Annotated in this window: 10 protein-coding genes; 4 read left to right on the top strand and 6 right to left on the bottom strand. The window is 56.1% G+C overall.

The genetic code is table 11. The annotated features are described in order from the left end of the window. Positions 1-10: 10 nt before the first annotated feature. Positions 11-544 (top strand): NUDIX domain-containing protein, encoded by a 534-nt coding sequence (locus CCALI_RS06815; protein WP_016482738.1) that lies wholly within the window; start codon positions 11-13, stop codon positions 542-544. Here CCALI_RS06815 and CCALI_RS06810 read toward each other — a convergent pair. Beyond that, positions 519-1,922: a tetratricopeptide repeat protein gene (locus tag CCALI_RS06810; protein ID WP_016482737.1), complete on the bottom strand. Its 1,404-nt coding sequence runs from the start codon at positions 1,920-1,922 to the stop codon at positions 519-521. The two genes, CCALI_RS06815 and CCALI_RS06810, sit on opposite strands and share 26 nt — an antisense overlap. Positions 1,923-2,013: 91 nt before the next feature. Then, a complete protein-coding gene (gene acs / locus CCALI_RS06805; RefSeq protein WP_016482736.1) occupies positions 2,014-3,999 on the bottom strand; it encodes an acetate--CoA ligase in 1,986 nt (661 codons plus the stop codon). A 180-nt stretch (positions 4,000-4,179) separates the two neighbouring features. Here acs and CCALI_RS06800 point away from each other — a divergent pair, with 180 nt between their 5' ends. After that, the gene (locus tag CCALI_RS06800; protein WP_044948962.1) at positions 4,180-6,654 is read left to right on the top strand and encodes an MFS transporter; all 2,475 of its coding nucleotides are present in this window, start codon (positions 4,180-4,182) and stop codon (positions 6,652-6,654) included. On the opposite strand, the gene CCALI_RS06795 is transcribed toward CCALI_RS06800, so the two are convergent. Both CCALI_RS06795 and CCALI_RS06790 read right to left on the bottom strand, forming a co-directional pair. After that, positions 6,651-7,139: a DUF1854 domain-containing protein gene (locus CCALI_RS06795; protein WP_016482734.1), complete on the bottom strand. Its 489-nt coding sequence runs from the start codon at positions 7,137-7,139 to the stop codon at positions 6,651-6,653. The two genes, CCALI_RS06800 and CCALI_RS06795, sit on opposite strands and share 4 nt — an antisense overlap. 9 nt (positions 7,140-7,148) lie before the next feature. Then, on the bottom strand, positions 7,149-9,338 hold the full coding sequence (locus CCALI_RS06790; protein WP_016482733.1) for an ABC transporter ATP-binding protein: 2,190 nt from the start codon (positions 9,336-9,338) through the stop codon (positions 7,149-7,151). Positions 9,339-9,870: 532 nt separating this feature from the next. Here CCALI_RS06790 and CCALI_RS06785 point away from each other — a divergent pair. Then, the gene (locus tag CCALI_RS06785) at positions 9,871-10,785 is read left to right on the top strand and encodes a nucleoside hydrolase (RefSeq protein WP_016482732.1); all 915 of its coding nucleotides are present in this window, start codon (positions 9,871-9,873) and stop codon (positions 10,783-10,785) included. A gap of 201 nt (positions 10,786-10,986) precedes the next feature. On the opposite strand, the gene CCALI_RS06780 is transcribed toward CCALI_RS06785, so the two are convergent. After that, positions 10,987-12,018 (bottom strand): 6-phosphofructokinase, encoded by a 1,032-nt coding sequence (locus CCALI_RS06780; protein ID WP_016482731.1) that lies wholly within the window; start codon positions 12,016-12,018, stop codon positions 10,987-10,989. Positions 12,019-12,334: 316 nt separating this feature from the next. On the opposite strand from CCALI_RS06780, the gene CCALI_RS06775 reads away from it, so the two are divergent. Then, positions 12,335-13,702, top strand: a complete 1,368-nt coding sequence (locus CCALI_RS06775; protein ID WP_016482730.1) for a Gfo/Idh/MocA family protein — start codon at positions 12,335-12,337, stop codon at positions 13,700-13,702. Between the two features lie 142 nt (positions 13,703-13,844). On the opposite strand, the gene CCALI_RS06770 is transcribed toward CCALI_RS06775, so the two are convergent. Continuing rightward, positions 13,845-16,283: an alpha-L-arabinofuranosidase C-terminal domain-containing protein gene (locus tag CCALI_RS06770; RefSeq protein WP_016482729.1), complete on the bottom strand. Its 2,439-nt coding sequence runs from the start codon at positions 16,281-16,283 to the stop codon at positions 13,845-13,847. Positions 16,284-16,302 lie beyond the last annotated feature (19 nt).

Raw genomic sequence — 16,302 nt, 5'->3', positions numbered from 1 at the left:
AGAGAACAGAATGGAAGAACTGAAAGAAGAGGTCATTGCCTCCGAGGAGATATTTCGGGGACGCATCCTGCATCTACGCGTAGATAAGGTGCGTTTGGCCGATGGCACCGTGTCGCATCGGGAGATCGTGGAGCATCGAGGCGCGGTGTGCATTGTGCCCGTGAAGGATGGGCATGTGCTGCTGGTGAGGCAGTTTCGTCTGCCGGCGGGCAAGGTGTTGTTAGAGGCCCCTGCCGGCACATTAGAGAGCGGCGAGCCAATTGAGGAGGCCGCTGCGCGTGAACTGGAGGAAGAGACGGGCTACCGAGCGGGAAACCTGCTGTTTCTGGGCGCTTTTTATGTGGCCCCTGGCTACTCATCGGAGAAAATCCACGCTTTTTTAGCAACGGAACTGGCCGTTGGAGAGGCACACGCAGACCATGATGAGCGCCTTCAGCTTGTCCTCGTTCCTATAGAGGACCTGCATCAACGGATTCTGCGGGGGGAGATAGAGGACGCGAAAACGATAGCCTCTTTCTTTATGGCGCTGCCGAAGTTGGCCTAAGGCCGTCCTTGCTTTTGAGATCGGCTCGCAGCTGGTCTGCAACCTGCTCTAGAACGCCCTGCCAATCGTCTCTTTGAGTCTGGCGAAAGAGGCGCATAGAAGGGTACCAAACGGTGGTTCCTCCTGTCATGCCCCAGCGCCAATCGGGAGAGAAGGGCAACAACACCCAAACCGGCTTTCCCATGGCGCCCGCCAAATGGGCTACCGCGGTATCCACACTGATCACGAGGTCGAGCGCAGCGATGGCCGCCGCCGTATCGGCAAAATCGCGCAGTTCCTGCGAGAGGTCTTGTACCCCCCATTGGCGGAGAATGGGTTGTGCGTACTCGCTAGCCCCTCCTTTTTGTAGGCTGTAGAATGCGGCCTCAGCGACCTCAAAGAGCGATGAAAACCGCTCGATGGGACACGAACGCTTTTTGTCGTTGGGATAGTATGGGTTTCCTGCCCAAACCACCCCAACGCGCAGCCCGTCGCTTTTCTGAGTGAGTTTTTCTCGCCAGACGCGCTCGAGTTTGGGCGGCGCTTTAATGTAGGGCACGGACTGTGAGAGCGACCCATGGGTTTTCCAGAGATGATAGGGGAGGCTGAGCAGAGAGACATGAAAATCGAATGGCTCGGAAGGTGGATTGGGGCGCACGGCGGAAATCACAGCATCGGCATCGGCGCACCAACTCAGTAGGCGAGCTAGCTCCGGCTGGCATTCCAGCAGCACGCGCGCACCTGCAGCTCTTATGGGCGTAAGATAGCGCAGGAAGTGGAGGGTATCGCCGAAGCCTCCTTCAAATCGCACCAATAGCGTACGTCCTCTAAGCGGTTCGCCATGCCATGGGCGACCCCGCGGGAGAGGGGGAAGATGAACGGCAGCTAGCGCAAAGCGGCGCTCAAAATCGGCGAAGCCCTCCTCATAACGACCTTGTAAAAGAGCGGTAAGCCCTCTATTTACCCGAAACTCGGCCGATTCTGGCTTCAGAGAAACCGCTTGCCGATAGCAGTGCTCCGCCTTATCAATGATGCCCAAAGCGCGCCACGCGTTGCCGAGCATGTTATAGGCCTCGGCCATGTTAGGGGCAAGGTCTAGCGCATGTTCATAGGCAGCGATGGCTTCATGGAAGCGTTCTTGCTTGGCCAGTGCACGTCCTAGGTTGTAGTGCAGTTCAGCTAGGTCACCTCGCATCGAGAGGGCACGACGACAAATCTCCTCGGCATCCTGCGCACCGTTGTGCTCTACCAAGAGAACGGCCATGTTGTTCAGCGCATAGATGTTGGCAGGCTCTAGGGCTATCGCTTGCTGATAGCATGCTAGAGCCTGCTCGTATTGCCCCTGCGCTTGTAGCCTATCGCCTTCAAGCCGCCGCGCTTCCGACGATGCCCAACTCACGATCTCGCTCCTCTCGCGTCCACTCAAAAGCAAATTTTTGGCTATCTCTTGTCTGCTTTTGAGACATCGCGGATGAAGGCGAACGATTCGCTTAGGCTTCCGTCCCCTCGTACTTTTTGCGCAGATTTGCTACAACCGTAGGATCGGCCAATGTCGTCGTGTCACCAAGCACACGTCCTTCGGCGATGTCGCGTAGAAGGCGCCGCATGATTTTGCCGGAGCGCGTTTTTGGAAGATCGGCGGTTAAGATCACATCGTCGGGTCGGCAGATAGCCCCTAGTTTCTTAGCGACAAACTCCTTCAGCTCTTGTCGTAGCCTCTCTGCTGCCGCGGCATCCTGAGGAGCATATTGTTGGCGCACAATGACAAAGGCTACGGGCGCTTGGCCTTTTATCTCGTGGGCTTTTCCGATGACGGCTGCTTCCGCAACCGCCGGGTGCTCCACTAGCACGCTTTCCATCTCCATGGTGGAGATGTTATGGCCGGCCACCAGCAGGATGTCGTCTACTCGGCCGAGCAGCCAAAAGTTGCCATCGGCATCGCGCATGGCGCCGTCGCCGGGGAAGTACCGGCCGGGATAGCGCGACCAATAGACCTGTTTATAGCGCTCGTCGTCGCCCCAGAGCGTGCGCAGCATGGAAGGCCAGGGCTTTGTAATCACAAGAATGCCCTTCTGCCCTGGTGGCAAGGAGTTACCCTGCTCGTCCACCACGTCGGCAAAGATGCCGGGGAGCGGCTTAGTGGCACTGCCCGGACGCGTGGTGGTGATGCCGGGCAGAGGCGAGATCATAATCGCGCCGGTTTCGGTTTGCCACCAAGTGTCCACAATGGGACAGCGCTCGTGTCCGATGTTTTTATGGTACCAAAGCCACGCTTCTGGGTTAATCGGCTCGCCGACCGTGCCAAGCAACCGCAGGCTAGAGAGGTCGTGACGAGCGGGTGGCTCCTCGCCCCACTTCATAGAGGCACGGATAAGGGTTGGTGCCGTGTAGAGAATAGTTACTTTATGCCTCTCGATGATGTCCCAAAAGCGATCTTGGCACGGTTTGCCATCGCGTGACCAGTCGGGCGATCCCTCGTACATAACAACGGTAGCCCCATTGGCCAGCGGCCCATAGACCACGTAGGAATGCCCTGTTACCCAACCTACATCCGCCGTGCACCAGTAGATGTCGTTGGGTTTAAGGTCAAAAACCATTTTCGTGGTGGCATACACCCCGGTAAGGTAGCCGCCAGTCGTGTGCAAGATGCCTTTCGGCTTTCCGGTGCTGCCGGAAGTGTAGAGCACGTAGAGAGGGTCTTCCGAGTCCATGGGCTCAGGAGGATACTCTGCAGGCGCAGAGGCCACCAGCTCATGCCACCAAATATCACGGCCAGGCTGCATGGTAATCGAGGCCTGTTCGCCAATACGGCGCAACACAACGACCTTCTCAACAGTTGGACAACCGGTGAGAGCCTCGTCAGTTGTCTTTTTCAGGGGCACGATATTGCCGCGCCGCCAATAGCCATCGGCTGTCAGCACCACTTTGGCACCGCAATCGTTGGTGCGCTCGCGCAGGCTATCGGCCGAAAAGCCGCCGAAGACCACGGAGTGCATTGCACCTATGCGGGTACAAGCCAGCATGGCGATGACGGCTTCAGGAACCATCGGCATGTAGATGGTCACCCGATCGCCTTTGGACACCCCTATAGAATGCAAGGCCGCTGCGAACTGGTTCACCTCCTTATGCAGCTGTCGAAAGGTAAGCGTTCTCATATCGCCTGGCTCGCCCTCCCACAAAATGGCGACTTTATCGGGATGTGTTTTGAGGTGTCTGTCTACGCAGTTGACACTCACGTTGAGCTTGCCACCCAAGAACCATTTGGCGTGAGGCGGGTTCCATTCAAGAATGCGGTGCCACGGCTGCATCCAGTCCAGCTCTGCAGCGAAATCGGCCCAAAACTTCTCGAAGTCCGCTGCAGCGCGGTCGTAGATCTCTGGGTCACGTATATTAGCTTGGCGTGCGAACTCCGGCGGAGGAGGAAAGGCGTAGTCGAGCTGCCATCCTGCGGTACCGCCTATCGTTTCGACGGTCATTTCCTCTGCAACTCCTTTGTCAATAAGGTTTCTGAAAACTTTTTTCTTCATCTTCTCGGGCGAATCCTGCATTTACCCCTTAAAAAGGGAGGCGGCAATAGGCTTCCTTCAAGGTAACATAGTTGCCGGTGGACGATGGCATACGATGCCACACCTCTATTTCGCCGGATTTTAGGAGGAATGGAGAGCACTCAAACGCAACACGAGCAAAAGGCAGAGAGCTCCAACGCGCGTTCCCTGAACCGTTGGGAGGTGCTGCAAGGGCTGCAGATATCTATTTGGGAGGGGGCAGCGGCCACGGTCTGGATCACGCTTACCGGTGGCGCCTTTCTCACAGGTTTTGCTCTTTGGCTTCATGCAGACAGTTTTGCCATCGGCCTTCTAAGCGCTATTCCCACCTTAGCGGCTCTTACCCAACCGATTGCAGCCTACTGGGCCGAGCAGAAAAGCGCCCGTAAGCCGTTTGTGGCCTGGTGCTCTTTTTATGGGCGCATGCTTTGGCTGCCCATTCTGCTTCTGCCCTTCTTCTTGCCAAGGTCGTTGGCACTAGTGGGTTTTCTGTTGCTTTTTACGCTCTCTTCCATCCTTACAAGTATGCCTCAACCTGCCTGGACTTCTTGGATGTCCGACCTTGTTCCGCCCGATCATCGAGGCCGTTATTTTGGGCGGCGCAACATGGTGGCTGGTTTTGTTGGCATGCTGGTTGGCATGTTGGCCGCCTGGTTTCTCGACTATATGGTGCATAGCCGACGGCAACCAGCAATGGGTTTTGCGGTGGTTTTTGCGGCAGGCCTATTGGGCGCTGTGCTCTCTCTTGTGCTGATTCTACGTCAGCCGGAGCCGACGCCCTCTTCCGCTACGACCCAAGGGGAAGCGTCACGACAAAGTTTTCTAGACCACTATCGGGCTCCGTTTGCCGATCCAAACTTTCGTGCGCTGCTGCTATTTAGCGCGGTGTTCTGCATTGGTCAGTTCGTGGCCGCCCCTTTTTTTACGGCCTACGGTCTGCAGATACTCCGTCTGAACTATGTTTGGATGCAGATACTCGCTGCCGTGGTAGGGGTCAGCAATATGTTGGGGATGCCTTTATGGGGGTTTTTGGCCGATCGGTTTGGCAACAAGCCGATTTTGGTTTTGAACGTTGTGGGCGTTTTCACCTTACCCTTCTTTTGGATACCCACAAGTCCTCATCACCTCGTTTTGTCGCTTATTCTGCTGTTATTCAACAGCTTAGGCAGTGGTCTGTTTTGGGCAGGGGTCGGGCTGACGCAGTTCAATCTCATTATAGCCTGCAGTCCACCGCAACGCACGGCCACCTATGCTGCCACGCTCTCTGCAGTTACAGGCCTTATCGGTGGTATCGCCCCTATGGTGGGTGGTATTCTTCTGCAGATGCTTGCTGGCGTTCATATCTCGCTGTTCGGCCTGTCCATCATTAACTATCATCTTCTTTTTGCCTTGGCAGCCGTCATGCGTCTAGCCGCGCTACCTTTTCTGCGCTCTTTGGAAGATAAGGGGGCCGTTTCGACCACAAAAGTGCTTCAAGATCTAGGCCGCTCTGGTTTACGCCAATGGCGCTATATTCGTACGTTACAAAGGGCGGCCGAGGAGGAGGCTCGGAGACGAGCGGCCGAAGGGCTCACGGAAAAAGGCAGTCATCTCGCCATAGAGGAGCTAGGGAGAGCTTTAAGCGATCCCAGCCGAGCGGTACGTGCCGAGGCCGCTCGGGCTTTGGGGGAGACGGCAGATACAAGCGCTGTGGATCTGCTTTTAAAGGCGCTTGAAGATACCGGCACCGATATTGTTGGGGAGATCGCTAGGGCTTTAGGGAAGCTTGGAGATAGGCGCGCCAATCAGGCCCTGATCACGCTGTTGAAGGGCCCCCAAGAGGCGCTTTCCGAAAGCGATCGCTTCGCGTTGGTGCGTGCGCTCGGTAAGTTGGGCGGGGCCGATGCGGTTGATGCGCTTATTCGTCTCTTCTCAACGGAAGAGGATGGTCAGCGACTCGAAGCCCTTACGTTCGCTTTGGGCGAAGCAGGCGCTTCAAAAGCCGTGCAGCCTTTGAGCGAACGGTTTAAGCGATTGCCCGTTGGGCACCCGTTGCGAAGGGCTATTGTACGCGCTTTGGGAGATATAGGGGAAAAAAGCGCGCTTCCTCTCCTCCGCTCCCTGCTCGAACAGCCAGATACGGAGCCATCGCTCATTCCTATTCTTGCCGATGCGCTCGTGCGGTTAACAGATACGGGAGCGACATTTGCACTTGCCAAGCAGCTTGCGCGCCTTCCCTCTCCCGTGGCACGTCGGCAGGTAGCCCATGCCGTTGGGCGTCTGTTGGGGATAGGGGATTGCGTCTACGGCCTGCTGTCGTATGCGGAGCGTGAAGGGGAAGGGGCGCTGCTGAAGGTGATCTCCGAGCTGCCGCGAAACTTTCCCATTGCCGACATTGAGGCCGCCTTGCTTCACAACGAGAATGCGACCGCGCTTGCCCTACTTCTTGCTGCGCCGCGCCACCTCTCAAAATCCCATGTAAAATCGGAAAAGCGTGTGCTTCTCGACTTTCTTGACAAAGCCAATACCTTGCCACCCACTGCGGAGCTCGTGCCGATTGTGCTGTGTGCGCTTCGTGCCCTCCATGGCAGAAGTGTGCAGAGCTAGAGCACGCTCTCTAGCAGCATCTGGCTACGAAGGTCAAGAGCACGGATATCGGGTATTTCAAAGCGGTTGCCGTCCACATCTATGAGTTGCAGATGTGTTGGGGAGAACCAGTGCACGTTCTCCTGCAGACTCTGAGTCACGAACTCGCGCTCTCCGCGATCTGTATGAACCGACCAGTAGGTAGCTCCATACTCCACGCGCACGTTGAGAATGCATTTCACAAAGGCGGTAAGGTAGCGCCTTCGTAGCTCCATCTGCACGGCCTGCCAAGAATCGGGCGGTAGGTCACGCGGGTTTTCGATCATGACGATCTCCTCTCCTCTCGCATCAAGGAGACAGAGATAGCGCCCCGGATGCGAAAGGGGTGCCGCCCATACCGGTTTCACGGTGAGGTAGGAGCGCTCCTCATCCACGGTAAGCCGAAGCTGGTCAGCGGGAGCGTAAAACAGTCTGAGGTTCGCAACCTTTGGGGGTTCGTGTTCCATTACGGCCTCCTATACTGTGCCGATCTCGATGATTTGAGTTACTTGAGACTGCGTCTGCACGAGGTTATAGAACACGCCCTGGCGCTCCATCAGCTCGGCGTGTGTGCCCGTTTCAACGATCTCGCCTTTTTCCAGTACGATGAGCCGATCGGCGTTTCGCAGCGTGGAGAGACGATGAGCGATGGCAAAGGTTGTGCGACCTTTCACCAAACGCTGTAGGGCCTCTTGAATCTGCTTTTCTGTCTCCACATCCACAGAGGAGGTGGCCTCATCGAGGATGAGGATACGAGGGTCGTGCAGGATCGCGCGGGCGATGGCGATGCGCTGCCTCTCACCACCGGAGAGCTTGGTTCCTCGCTCTCCTATCACGGTGTCGTAGCCGTCCGGTTTGGCGAGAATGAATTGATGGGCGTTAGCCGCCTTTGCGGCCTCCACGATCTCTTCAAAACGGGCATCTGGGCGTCCATAAGAGATGTTTTCGGCGATGGTGCCGTGGAAGAGAAAAGGCTCTTGGGGAACGATGCCAATTTGGCGCCTAAGATCTTCCAGGGCGATCTCCCGATAGTCTATGCCATCTATGCGGATGACGCCCGCATCCGGCTCGTAAAAACGGCAGATGAGATTGATGGTGGTAGATTTGCCGGCGCCCGATTTGCCCACTAGGCCGATCATCTCGCCCGGCTTCGCGGTGAAGGTAAGCCCTTTTAGCACCGGGTTCGACTTATCGTAACCGAAGCGCACATCGCAGAATGCCACCTCGCCCACGATCGCATGGCGAATGCCACCGCGCGCATGCGGTTCAGGCTCGGCATCTATCACCTCAAAGATGCGCTCTGCTCCTGCCATGGCGCGTGTAAACCACTGATTAAGGTCGCCAAACCACATGAGTGGGCCATAAACGAGCCCCAACAGGGAGTTCACCATCACGAAGTTGCCCAGTGACATCTGTCCGCGATAGACCATCCAGCCCCCGTAAACCCAGTTGATCAAGCCACCGGAGGCGATGAAGAACGTCATCGCGCCGAACACGGTGTACCAGCGGGTATCGGCCTGTATACCTGCATCGCGGAGCTCTCTGTTGCACGCCTGAAATTTGGCGAACTCGGTGTTTTCACGGGTGAATGCTTTTACGATGCGAATACCGGAGATCGACTCGTTGAGGTGCGTATGGAAGCGCGCCCATTTTTGCCCTACGCGAAAGAACATCTGGCTGATCGGCTTCCAAAAGACGGCACTTAGGATGACCACAATCGGCATCGGGGCTAAAATGGCGAGAGTGAGGCGCCAGTTAATCCAAAGCAGCACGCAGGCGATGCCCAGCAGCATGAGCGCGTTGGCGATCAGGAAGGGCATGCCATCCACCAAAAACCCCCAGATGCGATCGGTGTCTTGTGTGATGCGGCTAACGATAGCTCCCACCTGTTTCTTGTCGAAGTAGCTTACCTGCAGGAACTCGACGGCGCGGTAGACGGCAGCGCGCAGATCAGCGGCGATATGCCCCGCAAGATAGGCGATGAGACGGCCATTGAGGATCTGCACGAACGTGGCCGCCACAACGACCCCAAGCCAGATGCCGGCCATCTCAAGCAGAAAGGTGTAGTTGCGGTGGGTGCTGAACACATGGTCAATGATGAGCGCTTGAAGCTTGGGCGGCACGAGATTCAGTGTGGTGGTAAGAACCCCAAGCAGGGCAAGGCCCACCGCCTGCAGACGGTAGGGACGGAGGTAGCTGGCCACACGGCGTAGGGTGCGACCCCGATGGATACACGCTGGGCAGATGCCGTCTACCTCTGGGAGAAGGCGCCCGCATTTTGCGCAGCGCAGCCGCTTCTGTTCAAGATTGATCTGCAGAGGCTCTCCGCGTGCAAGCTGTTCGATGCCTCGTGCGGCTTCCGAGAAGCGCGAGGCCAGCGTAAGCGAATAGGTGATGATGGGAACGACCTCTCCATCTCGGGTGGTGATCTCCAGTTGCCCGCCTCCCACAAGGGGCTCATTACGGGCGCTTTTGATCTCGGCGATCGGAATGTGAAACGAGACGACGCCGTCGGCCTCCCGCACACGCACATCGGTGGCGGTGACCTCTAAAAACCTTTTCCCGAACTGCCCATCGGCGGCGAAGTCGCCCTCCAAATGAATGAGCAACCGTTCCTGTGGCGTATCTTCGCCCTCAATGGTTTGCACTATTTCCCCCTTTAACATCACTACCTCCTTTCGGTAGCGCAAGCCACGGCGGAGGGGCGCTGTGTTTGCGGGATACCCAACGGCCAAAAAGTAGTCTTTTGTCTACTCGTATAGGCGATATTATGGCAAATCGGGCACTGAAAAATCAAGGGCTTTTGCTTCTCTAATGTTCTTCTCTTGCTATATCGGTTATAAGGGGCCATTTGGTAAAAAGATTAGAGCTGGAACGCATGCATCTCATGCGCTGGTTGTTTGAAACTCGAAACCGATATCTAAAAGCTACCTCCCATAAAAACGCAGGACTTTACGGGTTAGAGGCACGCCCTCTGCCTTCAGGGGGGATATCTGAGGCTTTGCCAAGGGGGAGCAGGAAAGGGGAGAGCGCGCAACGAATAAAAATCACAACATGAGCAACAAGGGCCGATCGTCTTGCAGGGTAAGTCGCCGCGAATGGTTGCGGCAGGTCAGTTGGAGTGCGATAGCGCTCGGCATGGCCTCTGTGGAATCGGGTTCTGCTTTGTGTAAAATGCAACCACAAAAGGAGAATGTAATGGAGGAGCGCGTGCCTTTGCTTTTAGATACCGACATCGGTTCCGACATTGACGATGCGGTTGCTTTGGCCTATCTGTTATGCCATCCGCAGTGCGATCTGCTGGGAATCACCACGGTTACTGGGGAGCCGGACAAGCGCGCGAGTTTGGCCGATGCCATTTGCAGAGCGGCCGGACGGAACGATGTGCCGATACATGTAGGGGCACGCCTGCCTTTTCTCGGCACTCAGCGCCAACCGGAGGCCCCACAGGCGGAGGCACTTCGTCGGTGGCCGCATCGAAGCTTTTCTCAAGAAAATACGGCGGTGGCGTTTCTCCAGGAGACGATTCGCAAGCATCCTGGCGAGATCACACTGCTCACCATAGGGCCTCTCACCAACATCGGACTGCTCTTTGCTTTGGACCCCGAAGTTCCCGCTATGCTCAAGCAGTTGGTAATGATGGGCGGGCGTTTCTTTCCCGATGCACAAGGCCGTATAGGTTCTGAGTGGAACATTGTTTGCGACGCCTGGTCGGCTGCGCGCGTATTTACCTCAGCAGTGCCACAGCTACGCGCGATAGGGCTCGATGTAACCCTGCGATGCCGTATGCCGGCCGCGGAGTGCAAGGAGCGCTTCCAGGCTATTGGAGGCCCTCTAAAGCCGGTGGCCGACATGGCCGACGTGTGGTTTCGTCATGCGGACTCCATTACTTTTCACGACCCGCTGGCTGCAGCGGTGGTTTTTGAACCAACGCTGTGCCGCTTCGAGCCTGCCGATTATGTAAAAGTGAAACTCAGCAACGACGATTCGTTTGGGGAGACATCTATAAAACCCTCTGCTCTGGACTCGCCTATTCAGGTCGCAGCAGACGTCAACCCTGATGCCTTCTTTGCCCACTATTTCGACGTGGTGGGTCATCATCGGCATGTCTAGGAAAAAACAGGGGTGTGAAAAATTTCACACCCCTGTTGTGAAATAGGTTACAGCGAGGCTGCGGTGAAATGGCGTATCTTATATCTGCATTCACGCACTGCCTTCTGAAGGCGCGCAAATGCACCTTACAATCCATCCGTACAGACGCGGCTTTTTAGGGTATCGGAGTTTGGCTCTTCTACCGATACCCAACTTTTTTGCCTACTTGTTAAAAAGCGGTACGAGACTATCGTAAAGCGCTTTCGGCACGGTGCGTAGCGTCCCCACGGCGGCTTCTAGTGGCGCCACCACAATGTCGTTCCCATGGAGCGCCACCATTTTACCGAAGTCACGTTCATACACACATTGTGCTGCACGCACACCAAGGCGCGAAGCTAACACCCGGTCGAAGGCGCTCGGCGCTCCGCCTCGTTGAATGTGGCCTGTAACAGCGGAACGGGTCTCTAACCCAGTGCGCTTTTCGATCTCTTTGGCGACCCACTCGCCCACATTGCGTTCCCCAAGGACCACGTGTCCAAACGCATCCACCTTGGTCTCCTTGTGCTCCTCTTCCGGCAGCTCCACGCCCTCTGAGGCCACCACAAGAGCATAGCCTTTACGCGCATAGGCACGCTGAACCTGTGTACAAAGCTCTTCGACGTTGAGGGGTACCTCCGGCAGCAGAATGTAGTCGGCACCGCCGGCTACCCCTGTGTACAGGGCTACCCAGCCCGCATGGCGTCCCATGACCTCCAACACAATAACGCGGCTGTGCGAGCGCGCCGTATCCCGCAGGCGATCGAGGGCTTCCACATTTACCTGCACAGCGCTATCGAAGCCAAACGTATAATCTGTTTCACTTAAATCGTTATCCATGGTCTTGGGAACGCCTACGGTGTTGATACCCTCCTTATAAAGCTTGCTAGCAACACCCAGCGTATCTTCCCCACCTAACGCCACAATGGCTTCAAAACCGTGCTTCTGGATAGTGGTTTTCACAGCCTGAAGTTGGGCAGGGTCTTTGTAGGGGTTGGTGCGTGAAGAGCGCAGCACCGTGCCCCCTTTATCGATCAGCTCTTCGACATCGGCAATGGTGAGGGGCTCTTTGTCTACGAGGTCGTTGACCAAACCCTTCCATCCTTCGCGGATGCCATAAACAGCAAACCCATAATCGAGCGCTTTCATCACGAAACCACGAATTGCCGGGTTCAACCCCGGACAGTCACCACCACCGGTTAAGATACCAACTTTCATTGTAGGTCGGCCTCCTTCTGAGTTTTTTCTCGTCCTAAACGATAAATAGTCATGGTCCCTGCCTCGGTCACTCGCACCAAATACCCGAATAAAGGCTATGCGATGCCGAAGATGGGCTTCTATTTGAAGTTTACCTCACAGCTTGCACCAAAAGCTTCTATTTCTCTATTTATGCTACAGAAAATCTTTGGACGCATCTCTCGTCAAGGTGTGTCCGTATCTAGATGAGCCCCTGCGACCGGGGAGGCAGGAGAAGAGCGGCTTGGAGCGGAAATAGTATTTGATATCTGCCTGGAGAAGAAAGGAGGTTCTTTGTATGACCCGCATCACACGCAGAGATTTTTTACGGCGTACGGGCGGTGGCCTAACCACTTTGGGGCTCGTCGCACAAGCTCCCTCCGCCTTGGCTCAGCCGCGACCTCTCTCGCGGCGCGTTGCAGCAAACGATAAGATCGTGATCGCGCTCATCGGCTGTGGAGGCATGGGCAACGTAGACCTGGGTTGGGCCATGGATGAGCCAGATGTGGAGGTGGCCGCCCTGTGCGATGTGGATGAGCACCATTTGAACAACACGCTTCAAAACGTTATCAAGAAAAACCAACAGCGCACGGCCAAGGATGGCCAAAATCGCCCGGCACCAGATACCTACAAAGATTTTCGGCGCGTTTTAGAGCGAAAAGATATTGATGCCGTCTTAATCTGCACCCCAGATCACTGGCATGCGCTACCGCTCATCTACGCCTGTGAGGCCGGTAAAGATGCCTACTGTGAGAAACCTATCAGCCACGACATACTTGAAGCGAAGGCGATGGCCGGTGCCGTAAAGCATTTTCAGCGCGTGGTACAAGTGGGCACTTGGCAAAGAAGCACGCGCGAGTTTGTGAGCGCCGTGGCTTTTGTGCGGGCTGGCAAAATCGGGCGTATTACTTCGGTGCGGGCATGGAAAACAGACGATGCCCGTCTAGGTCATCATGTGTCGGTAGGAGGTCCTCCTGCTTATTTTGATTACGATTTCTGGACTGGCCCTGCGCAGATGGTGCCCTACATCCCCGAATATACCCACTACAACTGGCGTTGGTTCTACAACTACGCCTCCGGTGAGACGGGCGACTGGGGCGTGCATATGATGGATATCGGGCTTCTGGCGATGAGCAAGGATACCGATCTCGTAATGCCTGTAGAGATCTGCGGCATGGGAGGCAAGCTCGCGCATCCAGACGACGACCGCACCACACCCGATACGGTTTATGGCCTCATGCGGTTTAAGGACCCCGATTTTGTGATGATCTGGCGCACCGAACGCGATCATCCCGATCTGCCTGACCACGGCACGCAATTCGTAGGTGAGAGGGGCGATACGGTGACCGTGTGGCGCGGAGGGTGGCGAGTGCGCGATGCGGAGGGCCGTGAGCTTCCCAAAGAGGAAGCCCCACCTACCAATAGCCATATGCGTAACTGGCTCGACTGCATCAAAACGCGCGAACAGCCCCGCTCGAATCTCGCCTCTATGGCACAGACCACGATCGTGTGCCATCTCATCAATGCCTCTTACCTTGCTGGTGGGGAGACGGTGCATTGGGACAAAGAGCGTATGGACATCGTGGGGCGTGTGGGGCGAGAGACGCAGTCCTATGAACGGCCTTATCGTAAGCCGTGGACGCTGCCTATATATAAGGGGGACTGACGTCTTCCTGGTAAACGTGTGCAAATCCAAAGAGGGAGAGACGTTCTCGCTAAGAACGTCTCTCCCTCAACTTTAGAGTGGGGCACAACCTCTGCCGGACTTCCCGTTGTTAGTGCCTCAACGGGTAAGTTCGGCGAACTGCCTATCTCTGTTCGGCGGTTGTCGGTAAGTGGGTATGGAGACGTAGGATAACAATAGACCAGGGCGGACAGGTATAGGTGAACTGATCGGAGATGTTACGCACCGGATGCTCTATCGGCACAACCGCATGAGGGTTGACAAAGCTGTTTTCAGCGTTCGGTGAAGAGGCGGTCATGACCCATGCAGAGCCATCTGGGGCGACCTGCCCCACACCGTTGAGGCGGATATGTACATCGCGCGATTCGCCTTTGAGGTTCACCATTTTAATGATCACGTCGCCCGTTTTATCTTCTCGTGTCGTCACCACTCCGAGCGTTGGCAAATTGGGCAGGCGAATGTCGTACTCCAGCTTATTATCGAGATAACAGCGCACTCGGTTGCCTTGCACCTGCACGCGTAGGTCGTACCAGCGGCCTGTTTCGATATGGTTGGGTACGTTATAGGCCAACTCGGTGCTCGCCCCACCCACGATCTCCTCAATATTATCGTGGGTGTTGCCCCAGCCACCTACGTTCCACCAGTACCAGTTGTCCTGATCGCGCACGTGGAACATGATGAGAAAACCCTCTTTTCCGCCTAGTTTCCGAGCACGTAAGGAAAAGGTGTAGTCTGTCCAGCTAGGGTCGCCTCCTACAGCGCGCAGGTTGGTGCCAAGATCGGTTTGACGCGCCGTGCCATCGGCAATTGTCCATTGGCCGGTTTGCGGGGTGAGCGGAAACGCCCCAGGCGAATTCAACGTCCAAAGCACCTTATCTCCTTGGGTAACCTTCAGATCGGTGAACTCCGCCGAAGTAGCCCATGTTGCCACGCCGATTCCGCCTCGATCAAGCACCTTGTTGCTCGACGGTGGCTCTTCGACCGTGGTAGGCAGCACGACATCGCCTCGATTGCGCGAGAACATCCATTGTGCCCAGTAGGAGGGCGTGCCGTATGCATGAAGGCTGTCGAAGAGGATGGCGTCTGGGTTCCACACCATATTGTTGACATTTGCGAAGAGAGGGGCGTAGGAGGCCATTTTAATGACATCGGAGTTGCGTTCGATAGCCGTCATGAAGTAGGCCTCACCAAGGGCCGCATTTAGGTTCCCATGTCCGGCGCCGCGTGTAACGGCAAATTCCCCTATATAGACTGGGGTTGCGTTACGAGGATAGTTATCTAGAGCGGCAGCTTGTCGCACAAAGAAAAGGGTTGAGGCGTAGTAGTGATCGTCTACAAGGTCAGCGGGGCGGCTGTTCACGCGCGTGTCGGCGATCAGTTTGATATAAGGGTAGCGCGCCTTAATGGCATCATAGAACATAGCGAAACGCGCATCATAATCGTCAAACCCATCCTCATTGCCCACCTCGATGTACTGAAGGTGGAAGGGGGCTGGGTGCCCGTCTTTAGCGCGCTGGGCTCCCCACTTGCTTGTCACCGGGCCATTAGCGTATTCGATGGCATCGAGTGCGCTTTGAATATAGGGTTGGAGCTGATCGAGCGGCACATTCTGTTTATGGCTCATCCCGCAGTTGATAACAAAAATCGGCTCGGCATGCATCTCTTCGCACCATTCCAGATACTCCAAGTAGCCCAAGCCGTTGTCGCACTGATACCCCCAGAGGTCGTCGGTGGGGGTGCGATCCATAAGCGGGCCGATAGACCCGCGCCAACGAAAGCGATGGGCGAGGATGTCGCCTTCCACAAAGCAGCCGCCGGGGAAGCGCACGAAGGAGGGTTTAAGATCGGCCACCATTTGGGCGAGGTCGGCTCTGAGGCCGTTGGTTTGATGGTCGAAGGTATCAGTGGGGAAGAGAGAGACAAAGCGGAGATCAAAGGTAGCTGGGGCTTGCGTTGTAATGGTGAGAAAAGCGTGAGCATCCTCCTTTGGGGAGCGGAAAAGGTACTCTAACGTCTGATCGTTACCGCTTGCTGCAAGTTTTGTGAAGCGATGTTCGGCGAGCACCGTTCCATCGGCAGCACGGAGTGCCACCACGAGAGGCCCAACAAGTTTGGAACTCAGTTTCACGACGATCTGGCCGCGGAAGGTCTCCCCTTTGTGCGTCCCGATGCCCCAATATCCGGTGTTAGCGACTCCGCCCCAGGCATCTCCATTTGCAGCGCCACGTTCTACGCGGACCTCAAGGTAGTGGGCGGCGCTTTGGGGATTGGAGGTCGGTAGCAAGTTAAGGTGCACCACCGCGCCATTTTCCGTCCATGGCGTCCAAGCGACGATGCCGTTGGTGAAGGCGCGATTTTGAATCTTCTCGGCGTAGAGACCACCATCCCCGGCATGGTTGATCTCTTCAAAGAACACACCATGTTGTAAGGGGCTAAGGGCAGGGCCTGGGTGGTTTGCGTCCACGGTGAGAGTCAGAGTATCGGCTTTTGCAGAGATGTTCAAGAGGCCGATGTTCCACAAACAGAGAGCGGCAAAATAGGCATAAAGCCGGCTTCGTTGCATGGTAGGGCTCCTTAGTTAG

Source organism: Chthonomonas calidirosea T49 (assembly GCF_000427095.1).
GTDB classification, from domain to species: Bacteria; Armatimonadota; Chthonomonadetes; order Chthonomonadales; family Chthonomonadaceae; genus Chthonomonas; species Chthonomonas calidirosea.
The sequence above is the reverse complement of the archived record's forward strand: the minus strand, read 5'-3'. Positions and strand labels throughout refer to the sequence as shown.